Annotated in this window: 15 protein-coding genes; 11 read left to right on the plus strand and 4 right to left on the minus strand. The window is 75.0% G+C overall.

Translation table 11 applies throughout. The annotated features are described in order from the left end of the window. Nucleotides 1–39: 39 nt before the first annotated feature. A complete protein-coding gene (locus ACWCPN_RS24380; RefSeq protein WP_451209797.1) occupies nt 40–750 on the minus strand; it encodes an ABC transporter permease in 711 nt (236 codons plus the stop codon). A 2-nt stretch (nt 751–752) separates the two neighbouring features. After that, nucleotides 753–1,673 (minus strand): ABC transporter ATP-binding protein, encoded by a 921-nt coding sequence (locus tag ACWCPN_RS24385; protein ID WP_451209799.1) that lies wholly within the window; start codon nt 1,671–1,673, stop codon nt 753–755. 107 nt (nt 1,674–1,780) lie between these two features. Here ACWCPN_RS24385 and ACWCPN_RS24390 point away from each other — a divergent pair, with 107 nt between their 5' ends. The 3 genes from ACWCPN_RS24390 to ACWCPN_RS24400 all read left to right on the plus strand — a co-directional run bounded on the left by ACWCPN_RS24390 (nt 1,781) and on the right by ACWCPN_RS24400 (nt 4,862). Then, the gene (locus tag ACWCPN_RS24390) at nt 1,781–2,935 is read left to right on the plus strand and encodes a sensor histidine kinase (protein ID WP_451209802.1); all 1,155 of its coding nucleotides are present in this window, start codon (nt 1,781–1,783) and stop codon (nt 2,933–2,935) included. A gap of 14 nt (nt 2,936–2,949) precedes the next feature. Further along, nucleotides 2,950–3,603, plus strand: a complete 654-nt coding sequence (locus ACWCPN_RS24395; RefSeq protein ID WP_451209805.1) for a response regulator — start codon at nt 2,950–2,952, stop codon at nt 3,601–3,603. Nucleotides 3,604–3,704: 101 nt separating this feature from the next. Further along, complete coding sequence (locus ACWCPN_RS24400) at nt 3,705–4,862, plus strand: ROK family transcriptional regulator (protein WP_392293843.1); 1,158 nt, start codon at nt 3,705–3,707, stop codon at nt 4,860–4,862. 99 nt (nt 4,863–4,961) lie between these two features. Here the strand turns inward: ACWCPN_RS24400 and ACWCPN_RS24405 are convergent, their stop codons facing one another. Then, on the minus strand, nt 4,962–5,720 hold the full coding sequence (locus ACWCPN_RS24405) for a GntR family transcriptional regulator (protein WP_451209808.1): 759 nt from the start codon (nt 5,718–5,720) through the stop codon (nt 4,962–4,964). 331 nt (nt 5,721–6,051) lie between these two features. On the opposite strand from ACWCPN_RS24405, the gene ACWCPN_RS24410 reads away from it, so the two are divergent. From ACWCPN_RS24410 to ACWCPN_RS24430, 5 genes are all read left to right on the plus strand, one after another. Further along, nucleotides 6,052–6,882: an alpha/beta fold hydrolase gene (locus tag ACWCPN_RS24410; protein ID WP_392293845.1), complete on the plus strand. Its 831-nt coding sequence runs from the start codon at nt 6,052–6,054 to the stop codon at nt 6,880–6,882. 116 nt (nt 6,883–6,998) lie between these two features. Continuing rightward, complete coding sequence (locus tag ACWCPN_RS24415) at nt 6,999–8,585, plus strand: alkaline phosphatase D family protein (protein WP_451209812.1); 1,587 nt, start codon at nt 6,999–7,001, stop codon at nt 8,583–8,585. A gap of 160 nt (nt 8,586–8,745) precedes the next feature. Then, nucleotides 8,746–10,161, plus strand: coding sequence for an SWIM zinc finger family protein (locus ACWCPN_RS24420; RefSeq protein ID WP_451209815.1), 1,416 nt, complete (start codon nt 8,746–8,748; stop codon nt 10,159–10,161). After that, nucleotides 10,158–12,854 (plus strand): DUF7824 domain-containing protein, encoded by a 2,697-nt coding sequence (locus tag ACWCPN_RS24425; protein WP_451209819.1) that lies wholly within the window; start codon nt 10,158–10,160, stop codon nt 12,852–12,854. The genes ACWCPN_RS24420 and ACWCPN_RS24425 overlap by 4 nt, the downstream gene beginning before the upstream one ends. A 118-nt stretch (nt 12,855–12,972) precedes the next feature. Then, on the plus strand, nt 12,973–14,409 hold the full coding sequence (locus tag ACWCPN_RS24430) for a GNAT family N-acetyltransferase (RefSeq protein ID WP_451209822.1): 1,437 nt from the start codon (nt 12,973–12,975) through the stop codon (nt 14,407–14,409). A 63-nt stretch (nt 14,410–14,472) separates the two neighbouring features. Here the strand turns inward: ACWCPN_RS24430 and ACWCPN_RS24435 are convergent, their stop codons facing one another. Beyond that, nucleotides 14,473–15,690: a trans-sulfuration enzyme family protein gene (locus ACWCPN_RS24435; protein ID WP_451209826.1), complete on the minus strand. Its 1,218-nt coding sequence runs from the start codon at nt 15,688–15,690 to the stop codon at nt 14,473–14,475. Nucleotides 15,691–15,750: 60 nt separating this feature from the next. Here ACWCPN_RS24435 and ACWCPN_RS24440 point away from each other — a divergent pair, with 60 nt between their 5' ends. From ACWCPN_RS24440 to ACWCPN_RS24450, 3 genes are all read left to right on the plus strand, one after another. Then, nucleotides 15,751–16,242: an Lrp/AsnC family transcriptional regulator gene (locus tag ACWCPN_RS24440; RefSeq protein WP_199209677.1), complete on the plus strand. Its 492-nt coding sequence runs from the start codon at nt 15,751–15,753 to the stop codon at nt 16,240–16,242. 33 nt (nt 16,243–16,275) lie between these two features. After that, entirely contained in the window at nt 16,276–17,967 is a 1,692-nt protein-coding gene (locus ACWCPN_RS24445; protein WP_451209830.1) for a DUF885 domain-containing protein, read from the plus strand. A 168-nt stretch (nt 17,968–18,135) separates the two neighbouring features. Beyond that, nucleotides 18,136–18,810: a hypothetical protein gene (locus ACWCPN_RS24450; protein ID WP_451209833.1), complete on the plus strand. Its 675-nt coding sequence runs from the start codon at nt 18,136–18,138 to the stop codon at nt 18,808–18,810. The last annotated feature ends 39 nt before the right edge of the window (nt 18,811–18,849 follow it).

Here is an 18,849-nt window from a genome sequence, read left to right on the forward strand (position 1 = left end):
GCTCCAGTAAAACCGGCCCCACTGACAATTGGCGTGCCGTCAGGCGTCCCTGTGCCGCACACTCCACGCCCCCGCGCAGAGGGCGGCCGCCGCCCAGAGCCCCGCCACCCCGAGTCCGGTCCAGGGGCCGAGCGCTCCGTCATGGGTGCTGTGCAGGGCGACCTGGCCGGCCCGGTCGGGCAGCAGGTCGGCCACGCCCGAGGACATGTCGCCGATGACGAAGGACACGATCAGCAGGAACGGGATCAGCACGGAGAGCGTCGCGACGCCGCTGCGCAGCACGGTCGTGAGTCCCGCGGCGAACAGGGCCATCAGCGTGAGCTGGAGGCCGCAGCCCACGGCGCCGCGCAGCCCCTCGGTCCAGGCGGGGCCGGACCCGCCGAGGACTGCCTTGCCCACCAGCAGGGTCACGAGGCCGGTGAGCAGACCCGTCGCCAGCACCGGCAGGGCGATCGCCGTCACCTTCGCGGCGAACCATCGCCGCCGGTCCGGTACGGCCGCCAGCGTCAGCCGCAGCGCACCGCCCCGGAACTCGGAGGAGACGGCCGTCGTGCCGAAGGCGATCGCGGCGATCTGCCCGAAGTTGACGCCGAAGAACACGGAGAACAGCGGATCGGTGCCGTCCGCGTCGGCGGAGGCGAGCGCGGAGAACGCGACGGTGGCGAGGAGGACGGCGGCCAGGCTGCCGACGAGCGAGCGCAGGGTGCGGATCTTGATCCACTCCGCGTGCAGAACCGGGGTGAACGGCATGGTCAGACCTCCTGGGGCTGGGCGGTGAACTCGGCCTCGGCGGCCGTCAGATCGAGGTAGGCCTCTTCGAGAGTGGCCTCCTGGGCGGACAGTTCCAGCACGGGCACGCCCGCCTCCGAGACCAGGCGGCCGATGTCGTCCACGCGCGCGTGCCGCACGGTCCAGACGCCGTCCTCGTCCTGGGAGGCGTCGTGGCCGTGGCGGGTGAGCAGGCCGCCGAGCGCGCCGGCGTCGGTGGTGCGGATCCTGACCGCGGGGCGCACGCGCGCGTGGATGAACTCCTGGACCGGTGTGTCGGCGAGGAGACGGCCCCGGCCGAGGATCACCAGGTGGTCGGCGAAGGCGGCCGTCTCGTTCATCAGATGGCTGGAGACGAGGACCGTACGGCCCTCGTCCGCGAGGCCGCGCAGCAGGGTGCGGATCCAGATGATGCCCTCCGGGTCCAGGCCGTTGGCGGGCTCGTCCAGCAGGACCACCTCCGGGTCGCCGAGGAGGGCGGCGGCGATACCGAGCCGCTGGCGCATGCCCAGGGAGTACGTCCGCACCCGGCGGCGGGCCACCGCGGCGAGCCCGGTCCGCTCCAGGACGGTGTCCACCCGGTGGGCCGGGATGCGGTTGCTCACCGCCAGGGCCCGCAGATGGTCGCGCGCGGTCCGGGAGCCGTGCGCGGCCCCGGCGTCCAGGAGGGCGCCCACCCGGCGCAGCGGGTCGGGGAGTTCGGCGTAGGCGCGGCCGCCGATCGTGGCGGTCCCGGAGGTGGGCCGGTCGAGGCCGAGGACGAGCCGCATGGTGGTGGACTTGCCGGCGCCGTTGGGCCCCAGGAAGCCGGTGACGCGGCCGGGCCGGACGCCGAAGGTGAGCCGGTCCACGGCGCGCCGGCCGGCGTACTCCTTGGTGAGGTCTCGTACGTCGATGCTGGTCATGGCGAACAGCCTCGCGGGGAACGGGCGCCGGATCCTCCCCCGCCGGTGGAGAGCCTCTCCCCCGTGCGGGGGAGGTTCGCCGCCGGGGCCCCTGCGAGGATGGGCCCATGGTCCGCTTCCTGCGCCCGCTGTCGCGCGGGACGACGTACACACGCCTGCTGCATCTGTGGGTTCCCATGCTGCTGCAGAGCGTGTGGATGCTGGTCGACGAGTCGAGGCCCTGGGTGCCCGCGCTCGTGCTCGTCGCGGTCGGCCTCGTGCCAGCCGTGCGCGTGGGCGAGGGCGTCCAGGGCCGGCTGCTGCTGACACCCGGCGCGCAGGATCCCGGCATCTCCGCCACCCCGTCGACGAGTTGGCGGGACCGTGGCCGCACGGTGCTGTGGCTGGAGCTGCGGGTGCTCCTCGGCTGGGTGACGGCGCTCTGCACGGTGTGGATGCCGATCGCGGCGTACGAGCTGGCGAAGTGCGCCTGGGGGCACGCTCCTTCCGGGGTGCCCGTGCTGGACCTGCTGCCGCCCGGCCGGGCGTGGGCGCTGCTGGCGCCGGTGCCGCTGCTCGTCCTGTACGGGGCCGTCGTCGGACTCGGTGAGCTGATCACCGCGTGGGCCCGCCGGTTCCTCGGGCCGTCCGCCGCCGAGCGGCTCGCCGCGCTGGAGGAGCGCACCGAACGGCTGCTGGAACGCGCCAGGATCGCACGGGAGTTGCACGACTCCATCGGGCACGCCCTGACGGTGGCGGTGGTGCAGGCGGGGGCGGCGCGGGCCGCGGGTGATCCGGAGTTCACCGACCGGGCCCTGGAGGCCATCGAGGAGACCGGCCGGGCCGCACTCGACGATCTGGAGCGGGTGCTCGGGGTGCTGCGCGAGTCGGAGCGGCCGGCGAGCGCCCGGCCCACCCTGGCCGACGCCGACCGGCTGCTGGAGTCGGCCCGCGCCTCCGGCGCCAAGGTCGACGCCGAGGTGACCGGCCCGGTGGCGGCCGTACCGGGGCCGGTCTCGCGCGAGGGGTACCGGATCCTGCAGGAGGCGCTCACCAACGTGCTGCGGCATGCCGGGGCCGTGCCGGTGCGGGTCCGGGTGGCCGTGCGCGGGGACGCGCTCACCCTGGAGGTCCGCAACCCGCTGCCGGCCGCGCTGCCCGTGTCCGGACGGGGCAGCGGGCTGCGCGGGATGCGGGAGCGGGCCGCGCTGCTCGGGGGCAGTGCCCGCACGGGCCCCGACGAGGGCGACTGGCAGGTGCGTGCGGAGCTTCCGCTCGGTTGATCTACGCTGGCCGAATGCCGGTCACCGTACTCCTGGTCGACGACGAGCCCCTGGTGCGCGCGGGTCTGCGCGCCGTGCTGGAGTCGCAGCCCGACATCCGCGTGGTGGGTGAGGCAGCCGACGGGGCGGCGGTCATCCCGCTCGTGCGCCGGCTGCGGCCGGACGTGGTCGCGATGGACGTCCGGATGCCGCTGATGGACGGGATCGAGGCCACGCGCGCGGTGCTGCGCACGGTGGACGCACCGCCCAAGATCATCGTGGTGACCACCTTCGAGGACGACGAGTTCGTGTACGAGGCACTGCGGGCCGGCGCCGACGGGTTCCTGCTGAAGCGGTCCCGGCCGGCCGAGATCGTCCACGCGGTGCGGCTGGTGGCGGACGGCGAGTCGCTGCTGTTCCCGGCGTCGGTGCGGCGCCTCGCCGACCGGTTCGGGGAGCGGCGCGCGGCCGGCACACCGCTGACCGGGGCCAGTCTGACGGAGCGGGAGGCGGAGGTGCTGCGGCTGATGGCGCGGGGGCTGTCGAACGCGGAGATCGCCGCCCGGCTGGTGGTCGGGGCGGAGACGGTGAAGTCGCACGTGAGCGCCGTGCTGGCCAAGCTGGGGGCGCGGGACCGCACCCAGGCGGTGATCGCCGCGTACGAGTCGGGGTTCGTCTCGCCGGGCTGACCCCGGCGGCGGCCGCCGGGCCGGCGGGGCCCGGCACTCGCAGGGGTGGGCCGGGCCGAGTACGATCCGCCCAACACGCCCGCGAGCTGGGAGGACGGACGGTGGGGCAGCTTACCGGCGGCGATCCCTCGCTGCTGCGAAGGATCAACTCCGCGGTGGTGCTGCACGCGTTGCGGGCCACGGACTGCGCGACGCTCACCGAGGTCACCCGGGTCACCGGTCTGTCCCGGCCGACGGTCGAGGGCGTCGTCGAGGGGCTCATCGAGGCCGGTCTGGTGGTCGAGAAGGCCGCCGACGAGGGCACCGCGCGCCGTCAGGGGCGGCCCGCCCGCCGGTTCCGGTTCCGGGCCGAGGCGGGACACCTGCTGGGCCTGGAGATCGGTCCGCACCGGGTCGCCGCCCTCCTGTCCGACCTGGACGGGCGGGTGCTGGGCACGCAGGCCAAGGAGGTGGCCGAGACGGCGCCGGCGGACGAGCGGCTGGACCGGCTGCGCGGGGCGGTCGCCGAACTGCTGCGCCGGGCCGGGGTGGCGCGCGGCTCGCTGCGGGCGGTCGGTGTGGCCTCTCCCGGGATCGTGGAGGCGGACGGGACGGTACGGCTGGGCACGGCGCTGCCGGGCTGGACGGGCCTGCGGCTCGGCGAACGGCTGAGCCGTTCCTTCAGGTGCCCGGTGCTGGTGGAGAACGACGCCAACGCGGCGGCCGTCGCCGAGCACTGGAAGGGCGCGGCGACGGAGACCGACGACCTGGTGTTCGTCCTGGCCGGGCTCAGCCCGGGCGCGGGCGCGCTGATCGGCGGGCGGCTGCACCGGGGGTACGGCGGGGCGGCCGGGGAGATCGGCGCGCTGCATCTGCTGGGCCGGGAGGTGACCCCGGAGACCCTGCTGTCCACCACCGACGAGCCGCTGCACCCGCTGGACGAGCAGGCGGTCGCCGAGGTGTTCGCGCTGGCCCGGGAGGGCGACCAGCGGGCCGGGGCGGCGGTCGAACGGTTCATCCAGCGGCTCGTCCACGACGTGGCCGCGCTGGTGCTGGCCCTCGATCCCGAGCTGGTGGTGATCGGCGGCTGGGCGGCCGGCCTGGACGGTGTGCTCGATCCGCTGCGCCGCGAGCTCGCGCGCTACTGCCTGCGCCCGCCCAGGGTGGCGCTGTCCGCGCTGGGCGGGGCGGCCGTGGCCACGGGCGCGCTGCGGCTGGCCCTCGACCACGTCGAGGCGGAGCTGTTCGCGGTGGAGGGAACGGTCACCGCGCGGCGTTGAGACCGGCCGCGTGCTCGTCGTGGGCGCGGCGACGGCCGGCGCGGAGAACGCCCGCCCGCGCCCCGGTGCAAGTCCGGGGCGCGGGCGGGCGTGCGTGGTTCAGGAGGCGCGCCGCTCGGGGTCGTGGTGTATCTCCACGTCGGGCGAGTCGCCGAAGGTCAGCCGGCAGGTGTCCGCGCGGTAGGTCGCCACGGAGAGCGCGGCGGTGCGGCCCTCGGCGAAGAAACGCGTGGTGACGACGAGGACGGGCGCGCCGGGCAGCCGGTCGAGGTCCTTGGCGTCGTCCGCGCGGGCCGAGCCCAGCTCGACGGCACGGTCCTGGCCCTCGAGCTCCAGGCGCTGCAGCTCGCGGAGCACCGCACGCGCGCGTGCCGCGCCGGCGGCGTCGATCGCGGTCAGGTCGGGCACCGCGGCGTCGGGGACGTGGAGCAGTTCGGTGGCGACGCGCTGGCCGCCCGACATCCGCGAGCGGCGCACGACGTGCACCGGCTCACCGGCGGCGGTCTCCAGGGCGGCGGCCACCGCGGCGGGCGGCGCGGAGCGGACGCAGTCCACGGGCTGCCAGGCGTCGTCGGCGGAGCCGGGCCAGGAGTGCTGCCGGCTGCCCACGGCCACGCCCACGCGCGGGGGCGCCACGGTCGTACCGACGCCGCGCCGGCGCTGCAGCCGGCCCTCCAGCTCCAGTTGTTCGAGGGCCTGGCGGAGCGTGGCACGGGCAACGCCGAAGCGGGCGGCCAGATCGCGCTCGTTGGGCAGGATCTCGCCGACCGAGAACTCCGAGTCGAGTGCCTCACTGAGCACGGTCTTGAGGTGCCAGTACTTCGGTTCCGGCACCGGTTCCAGCTGCGTGGTCCCCACCCTGTCCTCCGCAAGTGCCGTGGTCCGGCGGTTTTTAGCGCCCTTGTTTATTAAAGGTTGTTGCACTTGTCTGCGACCATAAGGCGGCCCACCCCCTTGGTCAAGACCAATCCTCGGTCCCTGAGGGAACACACAGGGGCGGCGGCGCGCAGCGTTCATGCGGCGTTCGCACAGGTGGGCGGGTGCGACGATCCGGAGGAGCCGGTCGCGCCGCGGTGCCCGGGGCGGTCAGCGCCGCGGAACTCGGGGGCGAGCAAGGGGCTACCCGTCGGTAGCAATTGCTGACAAGCTGTCTACGGCGTCCGTCAGCAGACCAGACGAGGAGCACTCCATGTCCGCCACCGCCACCTTCCCGGTCCCCACCCCGCACGGCCCGAGGGACGTGACCGTCTCCTACGCGCGCGTGGGACGCGGTGCGCCACTGGTCCTGCTGCACGGCATCGGCCACCACCGGCAGGCCTGGGACCCGGTGGTCGACATCCTCGCCACCGAGCGCGAGGTGATCGCGGTGGACCTGCCGGGCTTCGGCGCGTCCCCCGGCCTGCCGGGCGGCCTGACCTACGACCTGCCCACGACCAACGCCGTGCTCGCGGCCCTGTTCGAGGAGCTGGAACTCGACCGACCGCACGTGGCCGGCAACTCGCTGGGCGGCCTGCTGGCCCTGGAGCTGGGCCGCGAGAGGCTCGTGCGGTCCGTCACCGCCCTCTCCCCCGCCGGGTTCTGGACGCAGGCCGAACGCCGCTACGCCTTCGCGATGCTGCAGACCATGCGGGGCGTGGCCCAGCGTCTGCCGCTGCCCCTGGTGGAACGGCTGTCGCGCTCCGCGGCCGGGCGCACCGCGCTGACCAGCACCATCTACCGCCGCCCCGGCCGCCGTTCCCCCGAGGCCGTGGTCGCCGAGACGCTCGCGCTGGCCGGCGCCACCGGCTTCGGCGCGACCCTGCGGGCGGGTGTCACCGTCCGGTTCACGGACGATCTGCCGGGACTGCCGGTCACCGTCGCCTGGGGCACCCAGGACCGGCTCCTGGTGCGCCGCCAGGGTGTCCGCGCCAAGACGATCATCCCGCACGCCCGTCTCGTACGGCTGCCCGGCTGCGGGCACGTCCCGATGAACGACGACCCGGCGCTGGTCGCCCGCGTCATCCTCGACGGCAGCCGCTGACCGGCCGAACGCCCCGGGGACGGCCCATTGTTCACCTGCGGTTCGCGCGCGCGCCGCGACGCCCCAGTAGGTGTGGCTCCGCACACTGGCCGGATCCCGTCCCTGGAGGCACAGCCATGTCCCACCGTCCCTTCCCCGGCCGCCGCGGCGTGCTGCGCGGCTCCCTGGCCGCGTCGGCGGCCCTGACCCTGCCCGTCGGCCTCGGCGCGGCCCCCGCCTTCGCCCGCTCCGGGCGTCCCTCGGCGGACTGGGGCGTGCAGACGGGCGACGTGACCGCCGACTCCGGCCTGGTCTGGGTGCGTTCGGACCGGCCGGCCCGGATGATCCTGGAGACCGCGGCCACCGAGTCGTTCCGGAACCCGCGCCGGTGGCACGGCCCGCTGCTGGGCGCCGGCACGGACTTCACCGGCACCACCCGGCTGCACGGCCTGCCCTCCGGCGAGCAGATCCACTACCGGGTGCTGCTCGCCGACCCCGACGACCCGCGCCGCACCGGCGAGCCGGTGACCGGCACCTTCCGCACCGCCTCCCGGCACCGCCGGGACGGTGTGCGCTTCCTGTGGTCGGGCGACCTGGCCGGGCAGGGCTGGGGCATCAACCCCGACCTGGGCGGCTACCGGATCTTCGACGCGATGGCGAAGCTGGACCCGGACTTCTTCCTGTGCAGCGGCGACACCATCTACGCCGACGGCCCCGTCGCCGCCACCCAGGCCCTGCCCGACGGCGGCACCTGGCGGAACGTCACCACCGAGGAGAAGGCGAAGGTCGCCGAGACCCTCGCCGAGTACCGGGGCAACTTCCGCTACAACCTGCTGGACGACAGCCTCAGGCGGTTCAACGCCCAGGTGCCGTCGATCGTGCAGTGGGACGACCACGAGGTGCGCAACAACTGGTACCCGGGCGAGGTGATCGCCTCCTCGGACACCCGGTACACCGAGAAGAGCATCGACGTGCTGGCGGCGCGCGCCCGGCGGGCGTTCAGCGAGTACTTCCCGCTCTCCACACTGCGGCCGGGCGCGAAGGAGGGCCGGGTCCACCGGGTGCTGCGCCAAGGGCCGCTGCTGGACGTGTTCGTGCTGGACATGCGCACCTACCGCGACGCCAACTCGCCCGACGACCAGACCTCGGACCCGCAGGGCATCCTCGGCCGTGAGCAGCTCGACTGGCTGAAGCGGGAGCTGGCACGGTCGCGGGCGGTGTGGAAGGTGATCGCCGCGGACATGCCGCTCGGTCTCGTGGTGCCCGACACCACGGAGAGCAGGCCGAACTTCGAGGCGGTCGCGCAGGGCGACCCCGGGGCGCCGCTGGGCCGGGAGCTGCAGATCGCGGAGCTGCTGCGCTTCGTCAAGCACCGCCGGATCACCGGCACGGTGTGGCTCACGGCGGACGTGCACCACACCTCGGCGCAGCACTACCAGCCGTCGCGGGCGGCGTTCACCGACTTCGAGCCGTTCTGGGAGTTCGTCTCGGGCCCGCTGAACGCCGGCGCCTTCCCGGCAAGCGCGCTGGACGGCACCTTCGGCCCGGAGCGGGTGTTCGTGAAGGCGCCGGCCGCGTCGAACGTCTCACCGGCCGGCGGCTACCAGTTCTTCGGCGAGGTCGACATCGACGGCGGCAGCGGGGAACTGACGGTACGGCTGCGCGAGCAGGACGGCACGGTGCTCTTCACGCGGACGCTGCAGCCGGGCCGGGTCGGTCAGTAGGGCCCGGCCGGCGCCCTCGGGTCCCGTACCCTCGATGCCGTGCCGCGCACCGGCGTCATCCCCCGGAGCGCGGCACGTCCCGGGTCCCCGCCAACTCCCGTCCGGAGGGCGTTCTCGCAGGCCGGACCGGTTGTCAGTGGTCGCCTCTACGGTTTCTCCCATGACGCGATCACTGCAGGCCGTGGCCTATCGGCGACCCTCCGCGCTCGAGTCCGCGGCGCACGGGCGACGCCTCGGCCTGGAAACGTCCCGGGGCGCGACGCCCACGGGCGCGGAGGACCATCCGCGGTTCTTCTCCGGTTTCCTGACCGCGCCTCAGGCCGCCGCGGCGGCGCTGCTGGCGGTGGCGGACGTGGCCGCGACGCGCTACCACCAGCCGCAGTCGCCCGCCTCGCTGGACCCCGTGGTGACCGGCAACGGGGACCGGCTGCGCTTCGAGTCCTTCTCGGGCTGCGGCGGGGTGTACGCCCGGATGGACGTCCTCGCCCCCGGCCTGGACGGCGGCGCGGTGGGGCACGGCACGACGAACGTCGACGTCAACGACCCGCTGCGACAGGCCCTGTCCCGGATCGGCTCGGACGATCCCATGCATCTGCGGGTCGGTCCGGAGGAGTTGGCGGTCACCACTACGGCCGGCCGCGTGATCGAGAAGAAGGTCCCGCTGCCGGACCGGTGGCTGCGGGGCTTCGCCGAGGCCCAGGTGATCGCGGCCGGGTTCGACCTGCGGGCGGAGCTCCCGGCCGGCGAGGCGGTGCGGTTCCTGCGCGGGCTGCCCGGGGCGGGCGGGGGGCGGCGGCCGGCCGGCGGGCCGCGCTGGGTGGTGCCGGTGGGCCGCGGCCTCCGGCCGACGACCCGGCCGGTGCCGGGCGCCGTGTGCCTGCCGGGCCCGGAGCGGCTGACCGCGCTGCGGCGGGTGCTGCGGCACGCGACGGCCCTGCGGGTGTACGGACCCGCGGTCGGCACCGCGGCGGGGGCGGCCGGTGCGGCCGCATCCTGGGAGATCGTCCTGCCCGGCATGCGGCTCACGCTGACCCTGTCGCCGGACGCCTCCCGCGGCTTCTCCGGCGAGGGCGGCGTCCTGGACGCGCTCGCGACCGAGGAGACCGCGGGGGACGCCGAGCTGATCTCGGTCCTGCTGGCGTGGGAGCCCCGCATCGACGTGGCCGACCTCGCGGCGGCCTTGGGTCTCGCACCCGGCCGGGTGCGCGCCGCCCTGGTCCGCCTCGGCACCTCGGGCCGCGTCGGCTACGACACGGCGGAGGCCGCCTACTTCCACCGGGAGCTGCCCTACGACGCCGGGCGCGTCGAACGGCACAACCCACGGCTGCGCTCGGCGCGGGCGCTGGTGGCGGCCGGGGCGGTGACCCGGGACGGCACCGTGGCCACGGTGACCGCCGAGGACGGTCACGCGCACCGCGTGCGGGACGAGGCGGGGGTGCTCAGCTGCAGCTGCCTGTGGTGGGCGAAGTACCGGGGCGGGCGCGGACCGTGCAAGCACGCCCTGGCGGTGCGGATGGTGCGGCGGGGCGCCGCGGTGGAGCCGGCCCCGGCGGGAATCGACGGGGGTGTGCGATGAGTGCGCTGATGGAGGCGGTACGGGCCGGGAACACGGCGGAGACGCTGCGCGTGGTGCGGGGCCTGACGGTCGCCGAGCGGCGCGCGTGCCTGCCCGGACTGAAGGCGCTGCGCGCGGAGTTGCGGGAGTTCTCTCCGTGGGACAGCCGCTCGGAGGGGGTCCGCCCGGCTCTGCACCTGGCCGGGGCCGCCTGCCACACGGGCGCCGCCGCGGCCGCCGCCTGGATCGGGGCGAGCGACATGCGCCGGCGGCACGCGCCCACCGACGCCCTGTTGCGCGCCCTGGAGACCCGGGGCGCCGGCTGGCTGGCCGATGTCGCGCACCGGCTGGCGCGGCGTCCCGTGTCGGCGGACGTGCCGTACGAGCTGATGGCAGGGCTGGTGAGCCGGTCGGGGTGCGAGGTGCCGGCGACGGACGCCTACGTGACCGGCTGGGTCCGGCACATCGGCGGCGGCCGGCGCGGAGGCCGGGTCCTCGACCGCCTGCGCCGCGAGCCGAACCTCGCCCCGCTGGTCGCCGGTCTCTTCGCCCTCCCGGATCTGACCGAGATCCGCTGGCTGCTCGGCGACGGGCCGGACTCCTGGCCGAGCGCGCTCGCGGCGCTGGCCCGGGAGGGACTGCTGGACCGCGCGCTCCTCCTCGACGCCTGTGTGTCCCGGCTGCTGCGCGGCGCCGGCGGCACCGACCACCGGATCCTGCTGCCAGTCCTGACCGGGCTGGGTCTCACCCGGGAGGAGGAGCGGGCCCGGATCGCCGACTGGACGGCGCTCGCGCGTGACGCGGCCTCCCCCGTCGCCGCGCACGCGCAGACGGTCCTCGGTGCGCTGGCGCTGGACGACGGGCTGACCGTGCGCCAGCTCGCCGAAGCCTCCGAGGGGCTGCTGTTCCGGGTCGAGAGGAAGCTGGTCCGCGCCCAGCTCGTGCTGCTCGGCAAGGTCCTCACGCGTGACCCGGGCGCCGTGGCGGAGCTGCTGCCCGTCGTGGCGCGGACCTTCGGCCACGAGGACGTCCAGATGCAGGAACGGGCGCTCAAACTGGTCGAACGGCACCTGGGGAAGCTGGACGGCCCCGAGGCGCGGGACGAACTCTGCTCCGCAGCGGATCAGTTGACGCCGGCGTTGCGCACCCGGGCGGCGGCCCTGCTGGACATCGCGGTGGAGCCGCGGGCGGCGTACGAGGAGGTGCTGCCGCCCGTGCCCGAGCCGGTCGGGCTCGCACCCGCGCCGGCGACGGCCGAGGAACTGGCCGAGGAGCTGGGCGCGCTGCTCGCCTCGGGCGGGGACGTCGCCACGTTCGAGCGGGCCCTGGACGGCCTGGCGCGCCACGCGTACCGGGACGCGGACGCTCTGCGCGAGGCCCTCGTGCCGGTGGTCTCGCAGCGCTGGTGGGCCGCCGCGAACCGGCAGGGCGTGGACCACCTGCCCGTCGACACCCGCTTCGGCCACAGCAGCGCCCGGGAGGGCCTCGATCTGCTCCTCGCGGTCCTGCACGACCGGGTCCGCACCTCCGATCTCCTCAATGCCGTGAGACGCCCGCCGAGCGCGCACGGCTGCGCGCACAGCGGTCTCGCCCGGGTCTTCGACGCCCGGCTGCACGCGCTGGCCCACCGTCTGCGCGCGGAGCCGCTTCCGCTGCTGCTCGCCACGCCCACCTGGAGCACGGGGCTGCTGGAGCCCGGCGAGCTGGTGGACCGCCTCGCCGAGTACCGGCGTCTGGACGCGCGGGTGTGCCCGACCGACTTCGGCCAGGCCTTGCTGCGGGTGCGCAGGGACGACGAGGCCGCGGCCCGGGCGGCGGCGGTCCGGGCGAGGACGCTGGGGACCCGGGAGGGCGCCCGGCTCGCCCGCTGGCTGGGCGCCGGCACCGAGTCCTCCGCGACGCGGCTCGCCCGCTGGCTGCGTACCGGCGCCACCGCCCCGGAGGCGGCCGGCCGGCGGACCAGGGGTCCGAAGATCCTGGTGGAGACGGCCGAAGTCCCCGAGCTGCGGCGCGGTTTCCCGCCGGAGTTCCACTGGCTCGCCCGTCCGGTGTCCGCGTTCACCGAGCGACGGCACTGCCACCACTGGGACGACTCGATACGCCCGCACTGGCTCGCCGTGCTGCCGGAGCGGCGCGAGCTGGTCGCGGCACGGCTGCTGCCCGACCTCGCGGCCACGGCGGTGGAGGACGGCCGGGGCGCGAGCGTCCTGCCGCTGCTGGCCGAGGCGGACGGCGAGGCCGGCGACGCAGTGCACCTGTGCGTGGCGTACGGGCTCGGCGCACGGCATCAGGAGGACCGGCTGGCCGCGGTGGACGCCCTGCTGGCGCTGGCCGCGCGGGGACAGCTCGACACGGTCCGGCTGGGCACGGACCTGGGCGAACTGGTGGGGAGCGGAGCCGTGAAGGCGCGGCGGCTGGCCGACTCGGCGCGGACGGCGGCGTCGACGGGCGCCGAGGCGACGACATGGCGGATGCTCCGGCACGCCCTGCCCGTTCCGCTGGCCGGACTCGCGGCCGCGCGCCCCGAGGCGGCCGCCGTGGCGGCGCGGGGCCTCGGGGACCTGCTGGCGGTGGCGGCGGAGTGCGCCGAGCGGTCCGGGGCGGGCGGGGAGCTGCCGCATCTGGCGGAGACCGCCGCGCGCGGCGGTTCCTCCCGTCTCGTCACGGAGGCGCGGCGGCTGCGGGACGCCCTGGCCGTGGAAGCGGCCGCCTGAGCCGGCCGCAGTACTGGAAAGTCCAACAAAAAGGACGGAAGCATGCTTTACCCATCGGTCACACATCGTTCGTGATCACGCAACACCGTTCCTTCACAGTGGCTGCATGACTTCAGACATGTCTCGAGTGACCCGGACGAAGCACGGCCGGCCCGTGCACCACTGGCGGCGGGACCTCGTCGAACTCGCCGCCCTGTTCACCGCGGTGGCGGTGGCGGACGGGGTGGCCAACCTGGTCGGACACGGCCCCGACGGTCCCGCGCTGCTGGTGATCTCGGCGGTCGTGCTGGCCGCGACGGCGGGCTTCCACACCTGGTGGGCACGCCGCCACGGGCACGCGCCGCCGAGCGGGGATACCGGTGCCCGGCCGGCCGCCGAGGTGCGGCCGGCCGGGCCCTCGCAGGACCGGGACGCGTCGGCACCGGACACGGCCCGGGTGAGCACGCTGTGGCGGATGCGGACCACCGTGCGGGACGAACCCGGCTCGCTGGCCGCGCTGTGCACGGCGCTGGCCGGACAGCGTGTCGACATCCTGAGCCTGCAGACCCACCCGCTGGCCGAGGGCACCGTGGACGAGTTCCTGCTGCGGGCGCCCGAGGCGCTCGCAGCGACCGAGCTCACCCGGACGGTGTCGCTGGCCGGCGGCACGTCCACCTGGCTCGAGCGGGCGGACGCCCACGATCTGGTGGACGCCCCGACCCGGGTCCTGGCCCTCGCGGCGCGCACCGCGCTGGACACCGCGGAACTGCCGCTGGCCCTCAGGCAGTTGCTCGGCCGGTGCACCATCCGTTCGCTGCCCGCCAGGCCCTTCGGCGGGGGCCGCGGGCCGGAGCCGGTGCCCGAGGAGGGGGTTCTGGAGGACACCGTCATGCGGCTGCGGGCGCCCGAGGGCGGTGTACTCACCGTGGAGCGGGCGTATCTGCCGTTCACCCCGGCCGAGTTCGCGCGGGCCAGGGCGCTGGTGGAGCTGGACAGCCGGCTCGGTCCCCGGATCCCGGACGGCCACGACGTGCTGACGCTGCCCGAGGGCGCCGACATCACCGTGCGCCGGGTGGACACCGGCGATCTCGCCGCGGCCAGGGCCATGCACGAGCGGTGCTCACGGCACACCCTCGGCCTGCGCTACCACGGGCCGGCCGGGGACGCCGACCGCTATCTGAACCACCTGCTCAGTCCCCGTTTCGGCCGGACGCTGGCCGCGCAGACCGCCTCCGGACGCGTCGTCGGCCTCGGCCACCTGCTGTGGGACGGCGACGAGACCGAGGTCGCGCTGCTGGTCGAGGACGCCTGGCAGCGGCGCGGCATCGGCGCCGAACTGCTCGGCCGCCTGGTGGCGATGGCCGCGGAGGCCGGCTGCGAGAGCGTGTACGCCGTGACGCAGGCCTCCAACACCGGGATGGTCGCCGCGATGCGCGGCCTCGGGCTGCCCCTGGACTACCAGATCGAGGAGGGCACCCTGGTGGTCACGGCACGGCTCGGCTCAGCCGCCGTCGCGGCCCGGACGTCGCACGAGGGCCGCGGGGAGCGGCTCGGCGAGGCGGCCCGCCGCGACTGAGGCCGCGGCGGGAACGGCGGCCCGGACCCCCGTACCGGGCCGCCGTCGTCGGTGCGAGCCCGTTCAGACCACGGACTCCTGGAGGGGGACGGCGTCCCGCAGCGGGACCGGCGTGCGGGCCCGCTCCCCCAGCGCCTGGTCCAGGTCCGCCCACAGGTCGTCGACGTCCTCCAGGCCCACGGACATCCGCAGCAGCCGGTCGCTCACCCCGGCGCCGCGCCGGTCGTCGGCGTCGACGATGCGGTGGCTGATGGACGCGGGGTGCTGGATGAGGCTGTCGACGCTGCCGAGGCTGACCGCCGGAGTGATCAGGCCGACCCGGGCGATCACCTCGTGCGGGTCGCCGTGCACCTCGAAGGCGACCATCGCGCCGCCCAGCTTCGGATAGTGGACGCGGGCCACCCGCGGGTCGGCGGCGAGCCGGCCGGCCAGTTCGGTGGCGCTCGCGGAGGCGGCCCGGACCCGGACCGGCAGCGTGGACAGGCCCCGCAGCAGCAGGTAGCCCGCCAGCGGATGCAGGACACCGCCCGTGGCGAAACGTATCTTCCGGAGCTGTCCGGCGAACTCCTCGTCACAGGCCACCACACCGGCCAGGACGTCGCCGTGGCCGCCGAGGTACTTGGTGGCGCTGTGCAGCACCAGCCGTGCGCCGTGTTCGGCGGGACGCTGCAGCACCGGTGTGGCGAAGGTGTTGTCGGCGAGCAGCGGGACCGAGCCGCAGGAGTGGGCGACCGCCCGCAGGTCGACCTCGGCGAGGGTCGGGTTGGCCGGTGACTCGACCATCACGAGACCGGTGTCGGGGCGCAGCGCGTCGGCGATCCCGGCCGGGTCGGTCCAGGTGACCTCGGTGCCCAGGAGCCCGGCGGTCAGCAGGTGGTCGCTGCAGCCGTACAGCGGGCGTACCGCGACCACATGACGCAGGCCCGTCGCGGACCGCGCGAGAAGGACCGCGCTGAGCGCGGCCATCCCGCTGGCGAAGGCGACGGCGGACTCGGTGCCCTCCAGCCGGGCGAGGGCGGTCTCGAAGCGGGCCACGGTCGGGTTGCCGAGGCGGCCGTAGATCGGCGGGCCCTCGGGGTCGGCGCCGTCGGTGGCGAAGGCGTCGATGCGGGCGGCCTCGCCGCGGCTGTCGAACGAGGGGTAGGTGGTGGACAGGTCGATCGGCGGGGCGTGCAGCCCCTGGCGGGCGAGATCGTCGCGGCCGGCGTGCACGGCCTCGGTGGCCAGTGCTCTCGATGCGGTGCGTACGTCGTCGTAGGCACCCGTGCTCGCTGTGTCCATGGGCGGAAGGTTGAACACCGGACGGGCCCTGGGAGTGAGACACCGTGCTACGTTCGGCACATGGCCGAATCCGTCGCACTGGATCCGGTGGATCTTCATCTGCTGCGGCTGCTGCAGAACGACGCCCGGACCACCTACCGCGATCTCGCCGCCCAGATCGGGGTGGCTCCGTCGACGTGTCTTGACCGGGTGACCCGGCTGCGCCGCGCGGGCGTGATCCTCGGCCACCAGCTCCGGCTCGACCCGGCCAGGCTGGGGCGCGGCCTGGAGGCGCTGCTGCTGGTGCAGGTGCGGCCGCACCGCCGGGAGCTGGTGGGACCGTTCGTGGAACGGATCCGCGCGCTGCCCGAGTCGCGGACGGTGTTCCATCTGACCGGTCCCGACGACTACCTGGTGCACGTGGCCGTGGCGGACATGGCCGATCTGCAGCGGCTGGTGCTGGACGGGTTCACCGCGCGGCGGGAGGTGGCCCGGGTGGAGACCCGGCTGATCTTCCAGCAGTGGGACTGCGGGCCCCTTCTGCCCCCGGCTGAATCCGGGATACATGGGTGACGCAGACACTGTCCGCGTATGAGGATGGGCGCCATGTCTGAGACCCAGATCCCGCTGCCCCGTCAGGTCGCCGACGCATACGTGGACGACCTCATCGCCCTCGACCCGGTCACCGGTACCTACCTCGGTGTGAAGGAGAGTTCGACCAGGCTGCCCGACTTCTCCCCGGCCGGCCAGGAGGCCCTGGCGGAGCTGATGCGGACGACGCTCGCGCGGCTCGACGAGGCCGAGCGGCGGCCCGGTGCGGACAGTGACGTGGAGCGTCGCTGCGGCCGGCTGCTGCGGGAGCGGCTGACCGCCGAACTGGCCGTGCACGAGGCCGACGAACACCTGCGCGCCGTCGGCAACATGAGCACGCCGGGGCACTCGGTGCGGGACGTGTTCACGGTGATGCCGGCGCAGACCGAGGAGGACTGGGCGGCGATCGCGCAGCGGCTGCGCGCGGTGCCGGCCGCGGTCGCGGGCTACCGGGAGTCCCTGGAGCTGGGTCTGGAGCGCAAGCTGTACGCGGCGCCCCGGCCGACCGCGACGTACATCGGGCAGCTCTCGGAGTGGACGGACACCGACGGCAAGGGACGCGGCTGGTACGAGGACTTCGCCGCGGCCGGCCCGGACGCGCTGCGCGCGGAACTGGACGAGGCGGCCCGCACGGCGACGGCCGCGCTGGCCGGGCTGCGGGACTGGATGCGCGACGTGTACGCGCCGGCCGTCGAGGGTGCCCCGAACACGGTGGGCCGCGAGCGGTACGCGCGCTGGGCCCGCTACTTCAACGGCACCGACCTGGACCTGGACGAGGCGTACGCGTACGGCTGGTCGGAGTTCCACCGCATCCTCGGCGAGATGAAGCTGGAGGCGGAGAAGATCCTGCCCGGCGCCGCGACGCCGTGGGTGGCGCTGGCGCACCTGGACGAGCACGGCCGGCACATCGAGGGCGTCGACGAGGTCCGCGACTGGCTGCAGGGCCTGATGGACCGGGCCATCGCGGACCTGGACGGCACGCACTTCGAACTCGCCGACCGGGTCCGGAGGGTGGAGTCGCACATCGCCCCGCCCGGCGGCGCCGCGGCCCCGTACTACACCGCGCCGTCGGAGGACTTCTCGCGTCCGGGCCGCACCTGGCTGCCGACCATGGGTCTGACCCGGTTCCCGGTGTACGACCTGGTCTCGACGTGGTACCACGAGGGCGTGCCCGGGCACCATCTGCAGCTCGCGCAGTGGGCGCACGTGGCGAAGGACCTCTCCCGCTACCAGGCCACGGTCGGCGGGGTCAGCGCCAACGCGGAGGGCTGGGCGCTGTACGCGGAGCGGCTGATGGACGAACTGGGCTATCTCACGGACCCCGAGGAGCGGCTCGGCTACCTGGACGCGCAGATGATGCGCGCGGCCCGGGTGATCGTCGACATCGGCATGCACCTGGAACTGGAGATCCCGGCGGACTCGCCGTTCCATCCCGGAGAGCGCTGGACGCCGGAGCTGGCGCAGGAGTTCTTCGGCTCCCACAGCAGCCGTCCGGCGGACTTCGTGGAGAGCGAGCTGACCAGGTACCTGACGATCCCGGGCCAGGCGATCGGTTACAAGCTCGGCGAGCGTGCGTGGCTGCTGGGCCGCGAGAACGCCCGCGCGCGGCACGGTGACGCGTTCGACCTGAAGGCCTGGCACATGGCCGCCCTGTCCCAGGGCTCCCTGGGCCTGGACGACCTGCTGGACGAGCTCTCCCGGCTCTGACCCGCACCCGCCTCCCGCCCGGAGCCCCCTCCGGTGCCCGCCGGTCCCGGCCCGCGGGCACCGGTCACGTCCCGTGCGGCCGCTCGGCCGTACGGACGTCCCCGGTGGCGTGGACCGGGACGAGGCCGCTTGCTGGTGCCCGGGCTGTGCGACGGGAGGCGGGCCGGCATGCGGGACATGGGACCGAGGCAGAAGGCGATGGAGACGGCGCGGGCCGCCGGGCTGGCGGGTGTGGTGTTCGCGGTGCTGCTGGCGGCGGCGATCGTGCTGGTCAGACTGGCCATGCCGGAAGAAGCCGAGGCGGTCGCCGCACAGGCGGCCACCGCCTCCGGGCAGCGGAACGCGGTGCAGTGGGCGCTCGACCTGATCCCGTTCGCCGGGATCTTCTTCCTGTGGTTTCTCGGCGCCGTGCGGGCCCATGTGGGTGAGGTGGAGGACAGGTTCCTCGCCACGGTGCTGCTCGGCAGCGGGCTGGTCTTCACCGCCACGATGTTCGGCGGCGCGGCGGCGGCCGCCGCCGTGCTGGAGATCAGCCGGTCCTCCGGGGGCACGCCCGACCCGGCCGCGTGGGACCTGGGACGCGATCTCGCGTACTCGCTGCTGACCGGGTACGCGATGCGCATGGCGGCCGTCTTCGTGTCCTCCCTGTCGGTGATCGGGCACCGGCTCGGCGTCCTCCCGCGCTGGCTCATGGTCCTGGGTGTCCTGACCGCGTTCACCCTGCTGTTCATCTCGTCGAACGTCCCGTGGGCCGAGCTCGCCTTTCCCGTCTGGTCGCTGGCGCTGAGCCTGTACATCCTCGGGAACCGCCGCACCGGACCTCCCGATCCCGCCGCCCCGTGAGACGGCGGGTCCGGACCGTCCGCCGCGCGGGGCCGCTCA

It is taken from the genome of Streptomyces sp. NPDC002386 (assembly GCF_053593175.1).